Below are 16538 nucleotides of genomic sequence, written 5' to 3'. Positions count from 1 at the left end.
CAAATGTCACATATCAGAAACCGCGCCGACGTGGTGATTGTCGGCCTGGGCTGGGCGGGGTCCGTCATGGCAGAAGAACTGACCCGTGCCGGATTAAACGTGGTGGCCATTGAACGTGGGGCCTGGCGCGATACCTCAACCGACTTCCCCCCGGCCGTTGACCCGGATGAATTACGCTGGAAATCCCGCCGTAAAATTATGCAGCCCATGAGCGTGGAAACCACCACCTTCCGTAACCGCAGTGGGCAGGATGCCGCCCCGGTACGAAACTGGTCGGCCTTCCAGTTTGGCTGGAACGTTGGCGGTGCAGGGACACACTGGGCGGGGATGTCATGGCGTTTTTCACCGTGGGATTTCGAGGTGGCCAGCCAGACGCGCGAACGCTACGGTGCGGCAAAAATGGCGGGGCTACAGTTACAGGACTGGGGCGTCACCTATGATGAGATGGCACCGCTTTACGATCGCTTTGAGCGTATCGCCGGGACGTCCGGCATTGCCGGGAATTTGAATGGAGAAAAACGCCCGGGCGGCAATGTGTTTGAAGGCCCGCGCTCACGCGAATACCCGACCCCGCCGCTGAAAGACACCCACTGGATGCGCAAATTCAGAAACACCTCGCAAAAAATGGGCTACAACCCCTTCACCATTCCGGCAGGCAATATTTCTCAGGCTTATGTGAATCCGCTGGGGGTGACAATGGGGCCTTGTACCTACTGCGGTTTCTGTGATTTTCACGGCTGTGGTAACTTTTCTAAATCCTCGCCGCAGGCCTGTATTTTACCGGCCCTGATGCGCCGCCCGAACTTCACTCTGCTGACCGATACCGAAGTGCTGCACGCAGTGAAGCATGACGACGGCAAGACCGTGAAGGGCGTGAAATTTATAACCAAAGAGGGCGAGGAAGGTTTTCAGCCTGCGGATATCGTCTGCATTACCGCCTATCAGATGGACAACGTGCGGCTGATGCTGTTGTCCGGGGTGGGTGAGCAGTATGACCCGCGCACCGGGCGCGGCACCATCGGCCGTAACTACAACTACCAGACCTGTTCAACCGTGACCGGCTTCTTTGATAACGAAAAGATGAACCCGTTTATTGGTGGCGGCGCACTGGCCGTGCAGATTGATGATTTCAATGGCGATAACTTCGACCATAGCCATTTAGATTTTATCGGTGGCGCGGGCATTATGGGTTTCTCCACTAACGGGCGCCCGATCCAGAACATGGATAACCTGCGTCCGGGCACACGACGCTGGGGCAGTGAGTGGAAAGCAGGCTATGCCCGTGACTATCAGACGGCGGGCACCATCTTCTGCCAGGGCACATCAATGCCGGTACGTGATGCCTTCCTCGACCTCGATCCCCGCTACAAAGATCGCCACGGCCAGCCGCTGCTGCGCATGACGTTTGACTGGAACCAGAACGATATCAACATGGCTAAGTACGTCACCGATCGTGCCGTTAAGATCATGAAAGAGACCGGTGGGCAGCATCTGGTGGTGGATAACCAGTCAGAGAAAAGCTGGAACCCGTATCAACAGCATAGCTCGCATACCATCGGCGGTGCGGTGATGGGCGCGGACCCGACGACCTCGGCTCTGAACCCGTTCCTGCAAAGCTGGGATGCCCACAATCTGTTCGTCGTTGGCGCATCGGCGTTCCCGAATAACGGCGGCTACAACCCAACCGTCACCGTGGGGGCGCTGGCCATCCGCGCCGCGCAGGCGATTTATCAGACCTACATGAAAAATCCTGCGCCGCTGGTGGAGGCATAATGAACATGAGCAGAAAAAAGAAAATAAGCTGCGGAATTGCCGCGCTGGCCGTACTGGTTGGGATTGCGGCGTTTGGCCGTCTGTGGGTGGTGATGGAAAGTTCGCGCTCGGCAGTCGCGGATGATCAGGTGGCGCTGGCTGATGTGCGCAGCACGGATAAGGCCGCCATCGCGCGCGGTGAATATGTGATGCGCCTGTCGGACTGTGCCGCCTGCCACAATCCGAACTTTGCCGGGGGCTATAAAATTGATACGCCGTTTGGCGTGCTGGAAACCTCCAATATCACCCCGGATGTTGATACCGGCATCGGGAGGATGACCGAGCGTGATTTCTTTAACGCCGTGCGTCAGGGGCGGGGCGATCATGGCCTGCTCTACCCGGCGATGCCCTATACCGCCTACACTCAGATCAGCGATAAGGACATGCACGATCTGTGGCTTTACTTCGCAAGTCTTGAGCCGGTGAAGCAGCGCATTGATGAAAATGCGGGGATGAACTTCCCCTACAATATTCGTCTGGCGATGGCAGGCTGGAATATGCTGTTCTTCAACAATAATGGCTTTAAGCCGGACATGCTGAAAAATGAGGAGTGGAATCGCGGCAAGTACATTGTTGATGGTCCGGCGCACTGTAGTGTTTGCCATACCGCTCGCAATGCGCTGGGCGGTGAGATCGGCAGTGCCTATTTACAGGGCGGGAGCCTGGGGGCCTGGTTTGCACCGGATATCACCCCCAACCCGCATGCCGGCACCGGAAGCTGGAGCGACGAGGACATCACCCAGTATCTGAAAACGGGATCGAACGGCAGCAGTGTCGCCGCCGGGCCGATGGCGGAAGCGGTTGAGCACTCCACGCAGTATTTCAATGAGCGCGATTTGCAGTCCATTGCCACTTATCTGCGTGGTGTTACGCCATCTTCCACACCGGTCTCACAGGGTTTCCGTATGGATGAAGCGGCCCACAGCAATGCAGCGTTAAGCTATGAGGTGAACTGTTCCGCCTGTCACGGTCTGAAGGGCGAAGGGATTAGCGGTATGGTTCCGGCGTTTGCCGGAAATCATGCGATGCAGAATGACCCGACCAATATGATCCATGCGATGCTGCGTGGCGCGCGTGCCCCGCATACCGAAGCGCGACAGACGGCGGCAGGCATGCCTGCGTTTGACTGGAAAATGGATGATACCCAGATTGCCCAGGTGCTGAACTTTGTGCGTAATTCCTGGGGGAATCAGGGTAATGAAGTCACCCAGCAGCAAGTGGCCACCCTGCGGCAGCAAACCGGTGCCCAGCAGAAACTGCCCACCCCGGCGATGAAGTAAGTGTGTCTGGTCTGCCGTGAACAACGGCAGACCAGTGACCTTAGCGCCTGTACGTTTCCCATCATTTTTATGAACTGGCCGATCAGTGTTTGTGTTGAGGCACTGGAAGCGGACGCTTATCGCGAATGGTTATTTTTTAACAGCGCAGTGCTATAGTGCCGGGCTTGAGAATGACCTTATCTTTGCCTTTTCTGGCACATGGCCTTGCTGCCGACAGAATGCCTGGATAACGGGATAAATGCCTCGCTGGAATAAAGCCAGAAACACCTGCTAATAAGAATGACATGATGGAAAGGGCGTAAGGAAATAGAAATGATAAAGCTAAAGTATGGCATCGCACTCGGGTTTTCTTTGCTGGCGCAGAACGCGCTCGCTGCCGGTTTTGACTGCACGTTAACCGGGTTGAATGAAACGGAAAAAACTATCTGTGCGGATACGTATCTTTCCGGGCTGGATAACGTGACCAACGGTTACTTTGTGAAAGCGATGGACAACAGCTACGACGTGGGGACGCTGGCCAGAGATCAGCGCAAGTGGCTGGCAGAAAGAAACCGCTGTGGTACCGACGCGGAATGCATTAAGCAGCGTTACATTGAGCGCAATAAAATTCTGTCGCGCGCCGGGGTTTATCACAAGATCAGTGATGTCTTTACCCGTCCCGGCGATAAGCTGGATAAACCTGTCGCCCCCGGATTAAAGAGTGAAGCCGGTTTCACGCTGTCAGAGGAGCCGTGGCGCGTCCGTCCGTTAATCACCTCCAGTGATGTTGCCAATCTGACCGTGGGCACCAGCGGGCATTATCTCAGCACCCTGACGCACCGCATCGTGAATAATGACCTGATTGTCTTTGTGGTGCTGTATGTCGAAAAAGATCAGAAGAAGGGCGCGTTTCTTCTCAGGCTGAAAGACGGAGAGAAACCCCGGGTAGAGGCGGTGTACGAGGGATATAACCTTGAGCTGTCACTGCTGGATAAAAACGGCGCAGCCCAAGGCGATATTCTCTATTCTGTGGCGGAATACCGGGCGCCGGGCGTGGCGGTGAACAGCGAAAGTGACTTTGCGACGCCGCAGGCTTTTGCGCTGAAGGTGTCTGCGAAAGAGATCGGCAATATCATAGAGGTGACCCCGCCAGCCAGCGAACCCGCCAACAAGAAGTGGGTGGGCTATTGTGGCAGTAACGAGTGCAACAGCCGGCTGACTTCCCCGGACGGCCAGTGGCGTCTGGCCTCCGCCGATCGCAGCAATAGCGAGATTGACGAAGGGATGTACGTCTTCCCGCATGACCGGCCGGATGCCGGTATGAACGTGTTCCTGCCGCAGGCGGATACCGCCAAAGGGGCGGATTACAGTTATGACCGCAATTATGTCTGGGGACGGGGTTCGTCATTCTATTTTGACAATGAGGGTGGTTATGCCTGCATCTGGAAAACCGATCTTGCAGACAAAACCACCAAGCGCATTCTTCCGGTCGAGGCCTTCTTACAGCCACATTATGTAAACTATAATGGCGAAGATATGATTATCGCGTCTTACACTTATTACAATGAAAATGGCGACTATCGGAGCGAAGAAGTCTATCTCGCTAAAAAATAATGCTTCCTTTTATCTCCCTCTGGTTTTTAACATCAGAGGGGGATTTCTCCGCTTTTTAAATATTATTTGTCTTATGATGATCCGTGAACGGCCTCCCTCTGCAGGATTTCCATATAATGTATACTGTCAGGCCAGATAACTGGCTATCTGAACAGGTAATAATTAAGTTATAAAAGTAAAATAGAATACAAAAATATAATAAAATACGGGTCCATTTATATGGAGTGATCTTCGTCATGCCAGGAAGAAGAGGGGGGACATCTCCCAATGATGAACACCTTGAATTTATATGCCGGATGGCCTTTCTCAGTGGCCTTGTGGTCATCGTGGGATGGCTGGCGGTGTTCATTGCCCTGGAGGAGTGGGGAATTGTCATCTCGCTGCTGGTGCTGGGAGGTGCGGCAGTTTGTAGCTGGCGAATTGCGATGCGTGGCAACTTTTCCACCGGGCTGATGCTGGCGCAGGGGGTGCATATGGCGTATGCGGTCGGCTATTGTCTGCTGTGTGATGTGCCGGATGACGGTATTCCCAGAACCACGCATCTCTATCTTCTTACCATCGCGCTGGTGGGATACATTAACTATCAACGCAAACCCACGCGGGTGCAGATGGCGCTGATAGCGGCCAGCCTGTTGTCATTTATGGCCCTCAGCAGTGCTGACCTGATTTTCCCTTTCGCCAGCCCACTCCCGCACCCGTTGCGCTTCTTTATTTCGCTAGTGAATGCCATTTTGGCGACCGCTATTCTGTGTGGTGGCATCGTGGCGATGCATGCTGACTTCTCCCGCCGCAACGAAAAAATCAGGGCCATTCAGCATGCGCTGTACAATAACGAGTTTGTGTTGTTCTACCAGCCTTTGTTCAATTCATCCGGGCAGATCAACGGTGCTGAAGCACTGCTGCGCTGGCAATGCCCTGGCAAGGGGATGGTCCCGCCGTCGGAATTTATTCCTGATGCACAACAGGCAGGGTTGATGCCCGCCGTGGGCGATTGGGTGATTGTCAGCGCCTTCCGGGAGCTGGCGCAGTGGCAGAATAACCCGGCGACCGCGCATCTGACCCTTTCCGTGAATATCACCGTTGATCATCTGATGAAGCCAGACTTCGTCCCCAATCTGATACGCCAGGCCGAAGTGACACAGGTGTCCCCTTCGCGCGTTAAGCTTGAGCTGACAGAAAGCGTTTTCGCCACGGATATTGAAACCGTGGTGGCGAAAATGCATGCGCTGGCCGCTGCCGGATTCCGCTTCTCCCTCGACGATTTCGGTACCGGATTTTCATCGCTCAGTTATCTGCGTCGCCTGCCGCTGGAGCAGATAAAAATCGACCGCAGCTTTATTTCCGGAGCAACGGAAGGACCAAAAGGAGCGGTGATCGCCATGAACATTGCGCGGATGGGGCTTGAGCTGAAGCTGGAAGTACTGGCCGAAGGGATTGAAACGGCTGAACAATGGTCGGTGATGCAGGCGTTCGGTTGCACGGCGTTTCAGGGCTTTTACTTTTCCCGTCCACTCAGCATGAGTGATTTTCGTGCATTTACTGCGAAACACGGTTGCGGGGTTACCGGCTGAATATTCTGCCGTCTTTGCCGATAACAAGATTGAGAATGGGCTCTCACTCAGTTGCCAGAGAGCCTGAAATTCCAATCTTTGCCTAAGGTGAAAACATGTTCAGAAAAAATAATATAAAACTCAGTGTGATGCTGAACCTGGCCTTTCTGGCGGTGATTGCTGGCGGAGTGATGGTGTCGGTCTTTGCGGGCATTAAACTTTCCGATGCCAACGATCAGCAGAAGTTAACCAGTGCGCGTCTGGATGACCTGCAGATACTGCGAACGGTTAAGGACAATACCAGCCTGCAATCCAAGCTGATGCTGCGGGCACTTGCCACGGAAAATGGCCCGATTGCGTCTGATACCCTGGTGAAAATTGAACAGGCTCAGGCCGATAATCAGGCGATCATTACCCATTTTCGCCAGTTGGTCGAGGGCGCGAAATCGCTGCCAGGCATTAACCTGAAAGAAGTGGAGGAAGCCTCCGGACTGCTGGCTGCTATTGAGAAAACACAGCCGGAGTTTGTCGCGGTTATGACCCGGCTTCTACAGCTGAAAAGTGCCAATGACATGCAGGGTGAACGTGCGCTAATTACCGGCCCTCTTCAGGCCACCCAGGATGCCTATCTGGCGGCGATTGATGACATGGTCAATTATCAGAGCCGGGTGACGAAAGGCACCGCCGTTCAGTCGCAGCAAAGCCTCTCCGGCGTATTTTTCACGCTGATCGTTCTGACGGTGGCTTCTGTCATGCTGGGGCTGTTGATGAGCTGGCTGATCACCCGCCACATCAAACGTCAACTGGGAGGAGAGCCTGCCCAGGCCCAGCGTCTGGCTTCGGCCATTGCCGATGGTGACCTGCATACCACGGTTGAACTGCGTGCCAGAGATACCACCAGTCTGCTGGCCTCGCTGGATGTGATGCAGACCCGTCTGCGTGGGCTGGTGACGCAGATTAAGGAGACGGCAGCATCGGTCTCACTGGCTTCGGATGAGATTGCCCAGGGCAATACCGAGCTGTCTTCGCGCACGGAACAACAGGCAGCGGCGTTGCAGCAGACGGCTGCCAGCATGGAGCAGCTCACGGCCACCATTAGAAATAACTCCCAGAACGCAACACAGACGGCAACGTCTGCACGTGGTGCAGCGGTACTGGCGCGGGAAGGTGAGGAACATGTCCAGGCAATGGGCAGCACCATGAAAGACATTGCGCACAGTTCTGGAAAAATTCGTGATATCACGGGCGTCATCGAGGGCATCGCCTTCCAGACTAACATTCTGGCGCTGAATGCGGCCGTTGAGGCTGCACGTGCGGGTGAGCAGGGGCGCGGGTTCGCCGTGGTTGCTGGTGAAGTTCGCATCCTTGCACAGCGAAGCGCAACGGCCGCGCGTGAAATCAAGTCTCTTATCGCTGAAGCCGTGGCAGAAGTCGAAAATGGTGTGACGGTGGCTGACAATACCGGACGTAGTATTGTGGCGGTAGTGAGCATGGTAAGCGAACTGGCGGCCTCGATGGATGAAATCGCCCTGGCCTCCAGTGAACAAATGCAGGGTATTTCGCAAATCAGCACAGCTGTCAGCCAGATGGATAATGTCACGCAGAGCAATGCGGCGTTGGTGGAAGAGTCTTCAACCGCATCACACTCTCTGGCGGAACAGGTCCACAGTCTTCAGGCGATGACGGATACATTCCGCGTATGACCGTCCAGGGGGGGATGCCCCCTGGGTGTACCTGACTCTCTGGCGCTGTTTTTTCGTTAAAAAAGCGCGTTGATCGCGGAATAGGGCGTCGCCGTTGCCATCAGCGGCGCGGTCTCATTATCCGATAAGAAGCCACGCACTAACTGTTCGTTGTGCGCCCAAAGCGTTTGCGGCAACCAGGATCCCACGCTGATGCGGCGCACACCGTATTCACTCAAATAATCTAACGATGGCAGACCGGGCCAGATACTCACGTTGAGCAGCAGGTCGCTGCTTTTGGCAATCGCCTGAATCTCCTGCGCTTCCACTAACCCCAGCACAAACAGCCCATCAGCCCCGGCGTGCCGGTAGTTCTGTGCTCTGAGGATCACTTCGCCCGCCCTATCCCCGGCCGGGACCAGATTGCGTGCGTAGACGTCCGTACGAACGTTGATATACAGCTCAACGCCTGCGCTTATGCTGGCGGCTCTGATGGCCTCAACCTTATGGCAGAGCCACTGTGGATCGGCGCTGCCGTCTTCGATATTGATGCCCACCACGCCCACATCAATCATCCGTCTTACCGTGTCGGCCACGGTGGCAGGATGTTCGTGATAACCCCCTTCGATATCGGCGCTGAGGGGGATGTTGATCACGCGGGCGATGGATGCGGCGCGGGCAACATACTCTGCGACCGGGAGCTGGTTGCCATCGCGATAGCCCAGCGACCAGGCAACGCCCGCGCTGGTGGTGGCAATCGCCTGTGCGCCGAGCATTTCGATCTGGCGTGCGCTCCCGGCATCCCAGGCATTGGGCAGACGCAGAGGGAGGGGCTGGTGGTGCAGGGCGTGGAACCGGGTGGCGGAAGAGGTGTTCATCAGATGTTCTCCAAAAAAAGAACGATTCTAATCATGCTTAATTTTCTTGATAATAGCTGCCAATATGATTCATTCGTTTATTGAGAGCAATAATGCCTGCGCCGCCTCTGCACTTAGTGCAAACCTTTATCGCTGTGGTTGAACACAACAGTTTTGCCCGTGCGGCGGAAGCACTGGCGATCACCCCTTCCTCCGTCAGTCGTTTTATCAAGATGCTGGAACACCATCTGGGCACCCAGTTGCTGAACCGCACCACGCGGGCGATGTCGCTGACCGACACCGGGCAGCGCTATTTTTCTGAATGCCAGCAGGCGTTAGGCCAGTTGCGCGATGCCGCCGATCGGGTGCGCGACGAACAGGTCAGGCCGCAAGGCAGGCTGGTGGTCAGCGCACCTGTTGCGTTTGGTCATACCCATGTGGTGCCACATCTGGCGGCGTTTCTTCAGGCCTGGCCTGAGGTGCAGCTGGATCTGCGTCTGTCTGATGGTTACGTCGATCTGGTGGCTGACGGGATAATGCTGGCGCTGCGTATTGGCCAGATGAAGGATTCTTCACTGGTTGCCCATAAAATGCTGGAGAACCGACGCATTCTGGTGGCATCGAAGGCCTACCTGGCGTTAAGAGGCACGCCCACAACGATTGATCAGCTTGGGCAGCACGCGTGTATTGTCTCTGCGGCCAGCCAGGATGGTCTGTCCTGGCGTCTGTTTTCTCAGGGTGAACAGCGCACGCTGGAACCCCGTGGGCGCGTTAACGTGGACAACGCAGATGCAGCCCGACGGCTGTGCATCGACGGCCTCGGCATTGCCTTTCACTCAGCGTTAACGATGGCGGCGGCGATCAATGCCGGGGATCTGGTGCAGGTGCTGCCGCAGTGGACCGGGCGCGAAACGGGATTGTACTGCGTGCGGCCCAACCGGCGCATTGGCCCGGCGGCACGTGCGTTTATTGAATTTTATTCAGCGCGCTGGTCGATCGAATAAAAACGCCATCCAGACGGATGGCGCTAAATTAAGGGAGCTCACTCAATGCCGTACTTCTTGTCAGTGACAAATTTCGGTTCTTTCCAGTTTGGGCCTTTGACCGCTTGTCCGTTCAGGTCCTGAAGCACGCCCTTCCTGAATAATTCGTCATACGTTGCAGAAAGCTCTCCGCTGGATATGACGTCATATCGGTTATAAGTGAACAGCTTATCCAGTTTTGTATAATCAGATGTAGGCCCAAGGAAAGTTAATACATCCTCTACACTTTCATTTTTTACTATTTCTGTTAAAGACATTATTTATCTCCTTTGAAAGCATCCTTCAACTCTTGTTCATATGCGGCTTGTAAAGCCGCATCGGTATAGAGCGTTTGCTCTCTCTCATTAATTTTATAATCTTCTAACGTCGCAGTATGAGTATTATTCCAAACTGATTTTTTTTCTTGAACGCTTTCCGGTAACGTACCATCTTTAACCCCAAGATTTCTGTACCGTTCCAGCTCCCGGATTTCATGAGTGTAATAACGCTTATCGGTATCGGTCACCTGTAGCTCGCCTGTCAGAATTTTTTCCAGGCGTTCGATCATCACTTTATTGTCCGGCGATTCCCCAAAGCGCCCTGCGTGCAGTTTTACCTTGTCGACACCGGCACGGTCAATGGTTGCCTCTTTCCAGTCCAGGTTCTGAATGGGGCCACCCGCCTTGTCCTTATTGTAATCACGCCCGCTGTATTTACCTTTGGCATTGGTTTCGCCATACGGGCTGTTGTATATGATGTATTGCGGCTTCAGGCCTGATTCAGGGGGGAACACCAGAATGATATCGTGAATGCCTGGTGGTTCCGCCACCGGGGTGATCAGCACAGTGGGACCCTGTGGGACCGTCACCGGGCCACCGAAATGCGTGATCTGTTCAGGAACCGGGACCGGATCGGTCAGCGTTGCTGAACCCGCACCCGGCTGATTGACAGGGCTGACCAGAATGGTTGGGCCCTGTACATCAGCGACTTTGGGCAGGGTAACTCCCCAGTAGCCGGTGACGCTATCCTGAACCGCCCGTACCACCTGCACCTTTCCCGGTACTTTGCTGCGCACCAGCTGGGTTTCCAGCGTGCCGTCGTCGTGTACGATCAGACGTCCGCGCACTGCCATATCGATCGGGGTACCCGCGTCAGCCGCGCGGAGAAGTGCGCTTGCGTCCGGCAGGGACAGGGTATCGGTACTCAGCAGGGCACTGATGTCCCGGCCGGGAACCACATCGCTTCCCACACCCACTTTTTCAGAATACAACAACCCGGCAAGGGTCGCGGCCACCGGCCCGGCCAGACTGGCGGCGGCAATACCACGCAATTCTGTCAGTACCGCAGAAATGCGCGATAACAGGCTACCCGCTACGTCTTCACCTAGCGTAATGGCACCCGCTGAGGCGATGGCCCAACTGGCAGGTGCTGTGGATGCGGGCGTACCGATCTCAACGCCGCGTACGGCCTGTACACTGGCAGATCGAAGGCGGTTGGTTGCGGCTTCTCTCTGTGCTTTAGCTGCTGCCTCTGCTTTTGCGCGGGCTTCAGCTTCAACCTTCGCTTTCGCCGCTGCCTCTGTTTTTGCGCGGGCTTCAGCTTCAGCCTTCGTTTTCGCCGCTGCCTCTGCTTTTGCACGGGCTTCAGCAGCCTGCTTCGCTGCCTTCTGCTTACGAGCCGCATTAATCAAGGCAAGCTCCGCCTTAGCCTGTTTTGTGGCTTTTACTGCATTACGTATCCGTTGCCCGGCCTGACCGCTGTTAGCCATCCGTGCATTATCGGCAATGATTTTATTCAGCGCGGCAATGCGCGCATCGGAGGTGTCACCTTTAAATGTCACAATCACCGCATTGAAAGGATTCAGTGTGTTAGCGCTATTGCCGTTACCACTATTGCCACCGCCGACAGCGGGATTTGCAGGCGCCGGGCCAAGGTTAACACCAAAGGCATCGCCACCGACAAGAGGGCTTATTCCTATGGCATTACCATCAGCATTAATAAAATAGCCGGTAAAATCCCCCGGATTCAGGCCCGCTTTCAGGGCCAGTGCATCACCGACCGATCGCGATATACCCGGTGTTGTGCCCGACCCCTTACCAGAAGTACTCCCTTTGCCTTTATCGTGATTGCCTGCATTTCCCTTGCTACCACCGCCCGGACTCGGCTCATTTCCGCGCTCTGAACTCCATCCCGTGCCATCACCTTTGCCACCACCGTAGTTAAATCCTGGCATGATGTTCTCCTTTGCTCTTCCTGTCGTTAATGCTGTGCATATACACAGTAAAACAGAGGCTATGCCGGAATCATTCTTACGACCAGACTACCTTGTTGTGTCAGAGAGCAGCGTTACGATGCCAGCCCTTCAGCTAAACAGCTTTAAGGCGTCAATACGTGTCAGCGCCGTATTCAGCGCGGCATCATCGGCGGTCAGGCTGATGCGGATATAGCCTTCCCCGCCCTGGCCAAATCCGGTGCCGGGGGCCACGATAATATGCGCTTCCTTCAGCAGTCGTTCGGCAAACGGCTGGGCACGCTCTCCGTCAGGCACAGGCAGCCAGAGGAAGAAGGTGCCCTGATTAGGCGGTACAGGCCAGTTCATGGCGGCCAGCTTTTGCAGCACCCACTCGCGGCGCTGGTGATAGACGTTGGCGATCTGCTGAATCTGCGATGCAGGCAGCGACAGCGCTGTGATGGCGGCATCCTGAATCGCGCCGAACACGGTGCTGTAACTGTGAGTGTGCAGTTTTTTAAACGCCCGGATAATCGAGGCATTTCCCACCGCAAAGCCAAAACGCCATCCTGCCATGCAGAACGTTTTCGACATCGTATAGGTTTCCACGCCCCATTCTTTCGCTCCCGGCTGTGCCAGCAGGCTGGCCGGGATGTCGGCGGCATGGCTGCCAATCGCCGCGTAGGCAAAGTCATGCAGCACCGGGGTGTGGTACTCGCGGGCAAAGGCGAGCGCCGCGTCGAACAGTGCCGGCGTGGCCATCGCGCCGGTCGGGTTGTGCGGATAGTTCAGGATCAGCAGCCCGCTCTGGCGTGCCACCTCTTCAGGGACGCGTGAGAAGTCGGGCAGGAAATTATCCTTCTCCTCCAGCGGGATGCCGTAAAACTGCGCCTGTGACTGCACTGCCGCTGAGCGGTACATCGGGTAGCAGGGATCGGTGGAAATGATCGTTTGCCCCGGGCTGACCACCGCACGCGGGATGCCGTTCACACCGATGTGCGACCCCTGAAACACGGCGATTTCGCTCTCCGGATCCAGCTCAACGCCATAGTGGTTCAGGTAAAAATCTGCGATCGCCTGGCGCACCTGCGGCTTGCCCCAGAAGGAAGGATATTCATGGTTGGCGGGTGATGCCGCCGTGGTTTGCAGCGTAGCGATAATCGCAGGCGGTGTTGGCTGTCGCGGGCTGCCGCTCGACAGGTCAATCAGTGACAGTTCCGAGGTATCCACCTCTCGTGCCAGTTTTTCCAGCACGCTAAATAAGTTCTCTTCCAGGGCATTAACCAGAGGGGAGGCAGCGAAATCAGGCATTGTATTCTCGAATTAAACAGTGATGGCTCAATATGACATTAATGTTGATGTCGGCCTAAAAGATAAAAATCACTATCGATGTGCAATAAACAGATATGTGATGATTGATTATCCTTATCACAAAAAAGCAAAATTAAACGCCGCTGTTTTACTTACAACCGGAAGAGGGCTGTGATTTAATCAATTTTATTCGCACTCTTTTCAGGGAAAATATTGATGAAAAAGCCCGTTCTTCTCGGCGTTGTTGTTGCTTTGTTATCGACCTCTTCATTTTTTGCTAATGCTCAGGATAAATTAATTCGTGTCGGGTTTAATCCCGGACCTTATAAAGAGCAGTTCGAAAAAGGTGTTGCCCCTTATTTGATCAAAAAAGGGTATAAAGTCGAGTATAAAGATTTTAGCGATGGCATTCAGGTTAACGATGCCGTAGCACGCGGTAATATTGAAGCCAATATTATGCAGCATCCTGTTTACCTGCAATCGGTCAATGAACGCCTGGGCATTGATAACACCGGGATTGTTCAGGTGCCAACACCGCCGATGGGGCTTTATGCCGGTAAGATCAAACAGCTGGCAACCCCAAAACCGGGCACCACTATTTCCGTGCCCAATCAGGCGGCAAACGAGTATCGCGCAGCCCTGGTCCTGCAAAGTCTGGGCTGGATTAAGATCGCCGACAACAGCGATGCGGCCACTTTCTCTCAGCGTAACATTACGGAAAACCCGTATAAAATCGTGCTGAAAGAGATGGATAACGCACAGCAGGTGCGCGCACTTCCCGATGTCGATTACGGCCTGATTCAGGGGAACTTTGCGGTCTCCAACGGCATTAAACTCGACTCCGCGCTGAAACTCGAATCGGCCAGCAGTAAATTTATTAATGTGGTGACCGTCGCCGGTAAAAATAAACAGGCTGAGTTCGCTAAAGACATTATTGCCGGTTATCACTCTGCAGAATTCAAACAGTATATTCTCGGGCATGAGCAGTACAAAGGCTATCTGTTCCCTGACTATCTGAAGTGAATAATGCCATGATTGAGTTTCGCCAGGTCAGTAAAACTTTTTCCAGAAACGGTAATGATATTCTGGCGCTGGATAATATCAGCCTGAATATCGATAAAGGTGATGTGTTCGGGATTATTGGTTACAGCGGTGCTGGAAAAAGTACCCTGCTGCGTTTAATCAATCGTCTTGAATCACCCGGCAGCGGTGAGGTGGTGATTAACGGTGAGTCGTTACAGCACGTCAGTGGAAAACGCCTGAATACCGTAAAAAAAGATATCGGCATGATCTTTCAGAATTTCAATCTGCTGAATTCGAAAACGGTATTTCACAATATCGCCATCCCGTTAATTTTACAGGGACGCGACCGGGCGTTTATTCAGGCCCGGGTGACGGAGTTGCTGGCGTTCGTCAATCTCAGTGACAAAATCCACAGCTACCCTAACGAGCTGTCCGGTGGGCAAAAGCAGCGCGTGGGGATCGCTCGTGCGCTGGCCACTAACCCGTCGGTGCTGCTGTGTGATGAGGCCACCTCGGCGCTGGACCCGCATACCACGGTGCAGATCTTGCTGTTGTTGCAGGAGATCAACCGCCGCTACGGCATCACCATTGTGCTGATTACCCATGAAATGTCGGTGATCCAAAAAATCTGCAACAAGGTGGCGGTGATGGAAAACGGTCGGGTGGTCGAGCAGGGGGAGGTTTTCACCCTGTTTGCCGACCCCCAACATGCGGTGACCGCCAGCTTTGTCCAGTCGGTGATCCACGATCGCCTGCCGCAAAGCGTGGTCGATCTGTTGCAGCGTACCGGTAACGGACAAACGCTGCGGCTGGAGTTTGTTGGCGCTACCGCGCAACAGCCGATCATTAACCGCATTATCAAAGACTACGCCATCGAAGTGAATATCCTGTTCGCCAGTATGTCCGAGGTTCAGAGCACGATCCTCGGCTTTATGATCGTGCAGATCCTGGGCGAGGCAGAGCAGACCGACAGCGCCGTGCGTTACCTCCGCGAAGCAGGAGTGAAAATCACCCATGTTTGACTTTATCGATACCGCCGTGACCGGCGATCAGTTCCTGCTGGCGCTGCATGACACCCTGGTGATGATCGCCGTGTCGCTGGGTTTTGGTTCATTGCTGGGGGTCCCGCTGGGGATTGTGCTGGTGGTGTGCCGTCCTGGCGGCATCCTGCCGAACCGTTTTGTCCATCAGGTGCTGAACCCGGTGATCAACGTCCTGCGTTCGCTGCCGTTTATTATTCTGCTGATCACCATTCTGCCCTTCACCCGGTTGCTGGTGGGCACCACCATTGGGACGGCGGGCGCGATTGTGCCGCTGATTGTATTTATCGCCCCGTATATTTCGCGGCTGGTGGAAAGCTCCCTGCTGGAAGTGGATGAAGGCATTCTTGAAGCGGCCGATGCGATGGGCGCCACGGTCGGCCAGACCATCTGGCACTTTATGCTGCCGGAGGCCGCGTCTTCACTGATCCTCGCCCTGACCACGGCAACCATCGGGCTGCTGGGGGCGACCGCCATGGCGGGCACCGTCGGTGGCGGCGGGATTGGTGACCTGGCGATCACCTACGGCTACCAGCGGTTTGACGCCTTTGCCACGCTGGTGACAGCGCTGGTGCTGATCGTCATCGTCCAGCTTATTCAGACACTCGGCACCCGTCTGTCGCGCCGCATCCGACGCGAATAACGGCCCTTTTTTTAACGTTTTAAGGAGTTATAACATGCCAGTTGTAGAGAGCTTCACCCTCGACCACACCCTTGTCAAAGCGCCGTATGTGCGCCAGGCGGGTTATGAACGCCATGCGCTGGGCAGCGTGGTGCAGAAATTCGACCTGCGCTTCCTGCAACCGAATGCTGACGCCATTCCCACGGCGGCCTTGCATACGCTGGAGCACCTGCTGGCCTTTGGCCTGCGCGAAGAGCTGGAAGGCGTTATCGATATCTCGCCGATGGGATGCCGCACCGGGTTCTATCTGATCCTGTGGGATGAGCATCAGCCTGCGGAGATCGCCGCGGCATTAACACGTGTGCTGGAACGTGTGGTGACGGCAACGGATGTGCCTGCCGTGACGGCGCTGGCCTGTGGCAACTACCGTGACCATTCGCTGTTCTCCGCTCAGGAGTATGCGAAGCAGGTCCTTGCAGCAGGCATCAGCGACGACGCCTTCAGGAGGTAATCTGC

14 protein-coding genes are annotated in these 16538 nt (G+C 55.0%); 10 read left to right on the top strand and 4 right to left on the bottom strand.

Annotated features, from left to right (window positions below; all coding sequences use genetic code 11):
- The first annotated feature begins 3 nt into the window (after positions 1-3).
- The 5 genes from HHI26_RS07195 to HHI26_RS07170 all read left to right on the top strand — a co-directional run bounded on the left by HHI26_RS07195 (position 4) and on the right by HHI26_RS07170 (position 7938).
- Entirely contained in the window at positions 4-1773 is a 1770-nt protein-coding gene (locus HHI26_RS07195) for a GMC family oxidoreductase (RefSeq protein ID WP_171148842.1), read from the top strand.
- The gene (locus tag HHI26_RS07190; protein WP_241008234.1) at positions 1773-3092 is read left to right on the top strand and encodes a cytochrome c; all 1320 of its coding nucleotides are present in this window, start codon (positions 1773-1775) and stop codon (positions 3090-3092) included. The genes HHI26_RS07195 and HHI26_RS07190 overlap by 1 nt, the downstream gene beginning before the upstream one ends.
- Positions 3093-3404: 312 nt before the next feature.
- Positions 3405-4685 (top strand): hypothetical protein, encoded by a 1281-nt coding sequence (locus tag HHI26_RS25460; protein ID WP_241008233.1) that lies wholly within the window; start codon positions 3405-3407, stop codon positions 4683-4685.
- 296 nt (positions 4686-4981) lie between these two features.
- A complete protein-coding gene (locus HHI26_RS07175; RefSeq protein WP_159338616.1) occupies positions 4982-6256 on the top strand; it encodes an EAL domain-containing protein in 1275 nt (424 codons plus the stop codon).
- Between the two features lie 95 nt (positions 6257-6351).
- A complete protein-coding gene (locus tag HHI26_RS07170; RefSeq protein ID WP_159338617.1) occupies positions 6352-7938 on the top strand; it encodes a methyl-accepting chemotaxis protein in 1587 nt (528 codons plus the stop codon).
- A 56-nt stretch (positions 7939-7994) separates the two neighbouring features.
- Here the strand turns inward: HHI26_RS07170 and HHI26_RS07165 are convergent, their stop codons facing one another.
- Positions 7995-8795 carry an isocitrate lyase/phosphoenolpyruvate mutase family protein gene (locus HHI26_RS07165; RefSeq protein ID WP_171148841.1) on the bottom strand — a complete coding sequence of 267 codons (801 nt, stop codon included), beginning with the start codon at positions 8793-8795 and terminating at the stop codon, positions 7995-7997.
- Between the two features lie 92 nt (positions 8796-8887).
- On the opposite strand from HHI26_RS07165, the gene HHI26_RS07160 reads away from it, so the two are divergent.
- On the top strand, positions 8888-9778 hold the full coding sequence (locus HHI26_RS07160) for a LysR family transcriptional regulator (RefSeq protein ID WP_133843550.1): 891 nt from the start codon (positions 8888-8890) through the stop codon (positions 9776-9778).
- A gap of 38 nt (positions 9779-9816) precedes the next feature.
- On the opposite strand, the gene HHI26_RS07155 is transcribed toward HHI26_RS07160, so the two are convergent.
- The 3 genes from HHI26_RS07155 to HHI26_RS07145 form a co-directional block, all read right to left on the bottom strand.
- A complete protein-coding gene (locus HHI26_RS07155; RefSeq protein ID WP_133843548.1) occupies positions 9817-10074 on the bottom strand; it encodes an immunity protein in 258 nt (85 codons plus the stop codon).
- Positions 10074-12029 (bottom strand): S-type pyocin domain-containing protein, encoded by a 1956-nt coding sequence (locus HHI26_RS25615; protein ID WP_277395210.1) that lies wholly within the window; start codon positions 12027-12029, stop codon positions 10074-10076. The genes HHI26_RS07155 and HHI26_RS25615 overlap by 1 nt, the downstream gene beginning before the upstream one ends.
- 129 nt (positions 12030-12158) lie before the next feature.
- Positions 12159-13337: an aminotransferase class I/II-fold pyridoxal phosphate-dependent enzyme gene (locus HHI26_RS07145; RefSeq protein ID WP_171148840.1), complete on the bottom strand. Its 1179-nt coding sequence runs from the start codon at positions 13335-13337 to the stop codon at positions 12159-12161.
- A gap of 216 nt (positions 13338-13553) precedes the next feature.
- Between HHI26_RS07145 and HHI26_RS07140 the strand changes: the two genes are divergently transcribed.
- Genes HHI26_RS07140 through HHI26_RS07125 form a run of 4 tightly spaced genes read left to right on the top strand, consistent with a single transcriptional unit; the run spans position 13554 to position 16533 of the window.
- Positions 13554-14360, top strand: a complete 807-nt coding sequence (locus tag HHI26_RS07140) for a MetQ/NlpA family ABC transporter substrate-binding protein (protein ID WP_133843540.1) — start codon at positions 13554-13556, stop codon at positions 14358-14360.
- Between the two features lie 8 nt (positions 14361-14368).
- Positions 14369-15382: an ATP-binding cassette domain-containing protein gene (locus tag HHI26_RS07135; RefSeq protein WP_171148839.1), complete on the top strand. Its 1014-nt coding sequence runs from the start codon at positions 14369-14371 to the stop codon at positions 15380-15382.
- A complete protein-coding gene (locus tag HHI26_RS07130) occupies positions 15375-16043 on the top strand; it encodes a methionine ABC transporter permease (protein ID WP_133843536.1) in 669 nt (222 codons plus the stop codon). Before HHI26_RS07135 ends, HHI26_RS07130 begins: the two co-directional genes overlap by 8 nt.
- A gap of 34 nt (positions 16044-16077) precedes the next feature.
- Positions 16078-16533 carry an S-ribosylhomocysteine lyase gene (locus HHI26_RS07125; protein WP_133843534.1) on the top strand — a complete coding sequence of 152 codons (456 nt, stop codon included), beginning with the start codon at positions 16078-16080 and terminating at the stop codon, positions 16531-16533.
- Positions 16534-16538: the final 5 nt, after the last annotated feature.

This window comes from Erwinia sp. JH02 (assembly GCF_013074405.1).
Taxonomy (GTDB): Bacteria; Pseudomonadota; Gammaproteobacteria; order Enterobacterales; family Enterobacteriaceae; genus Erwinia; species Erwinia rhapontici.
This window is presented reverse-complemented; position numbering and strand designations above follow the sequence as displayed.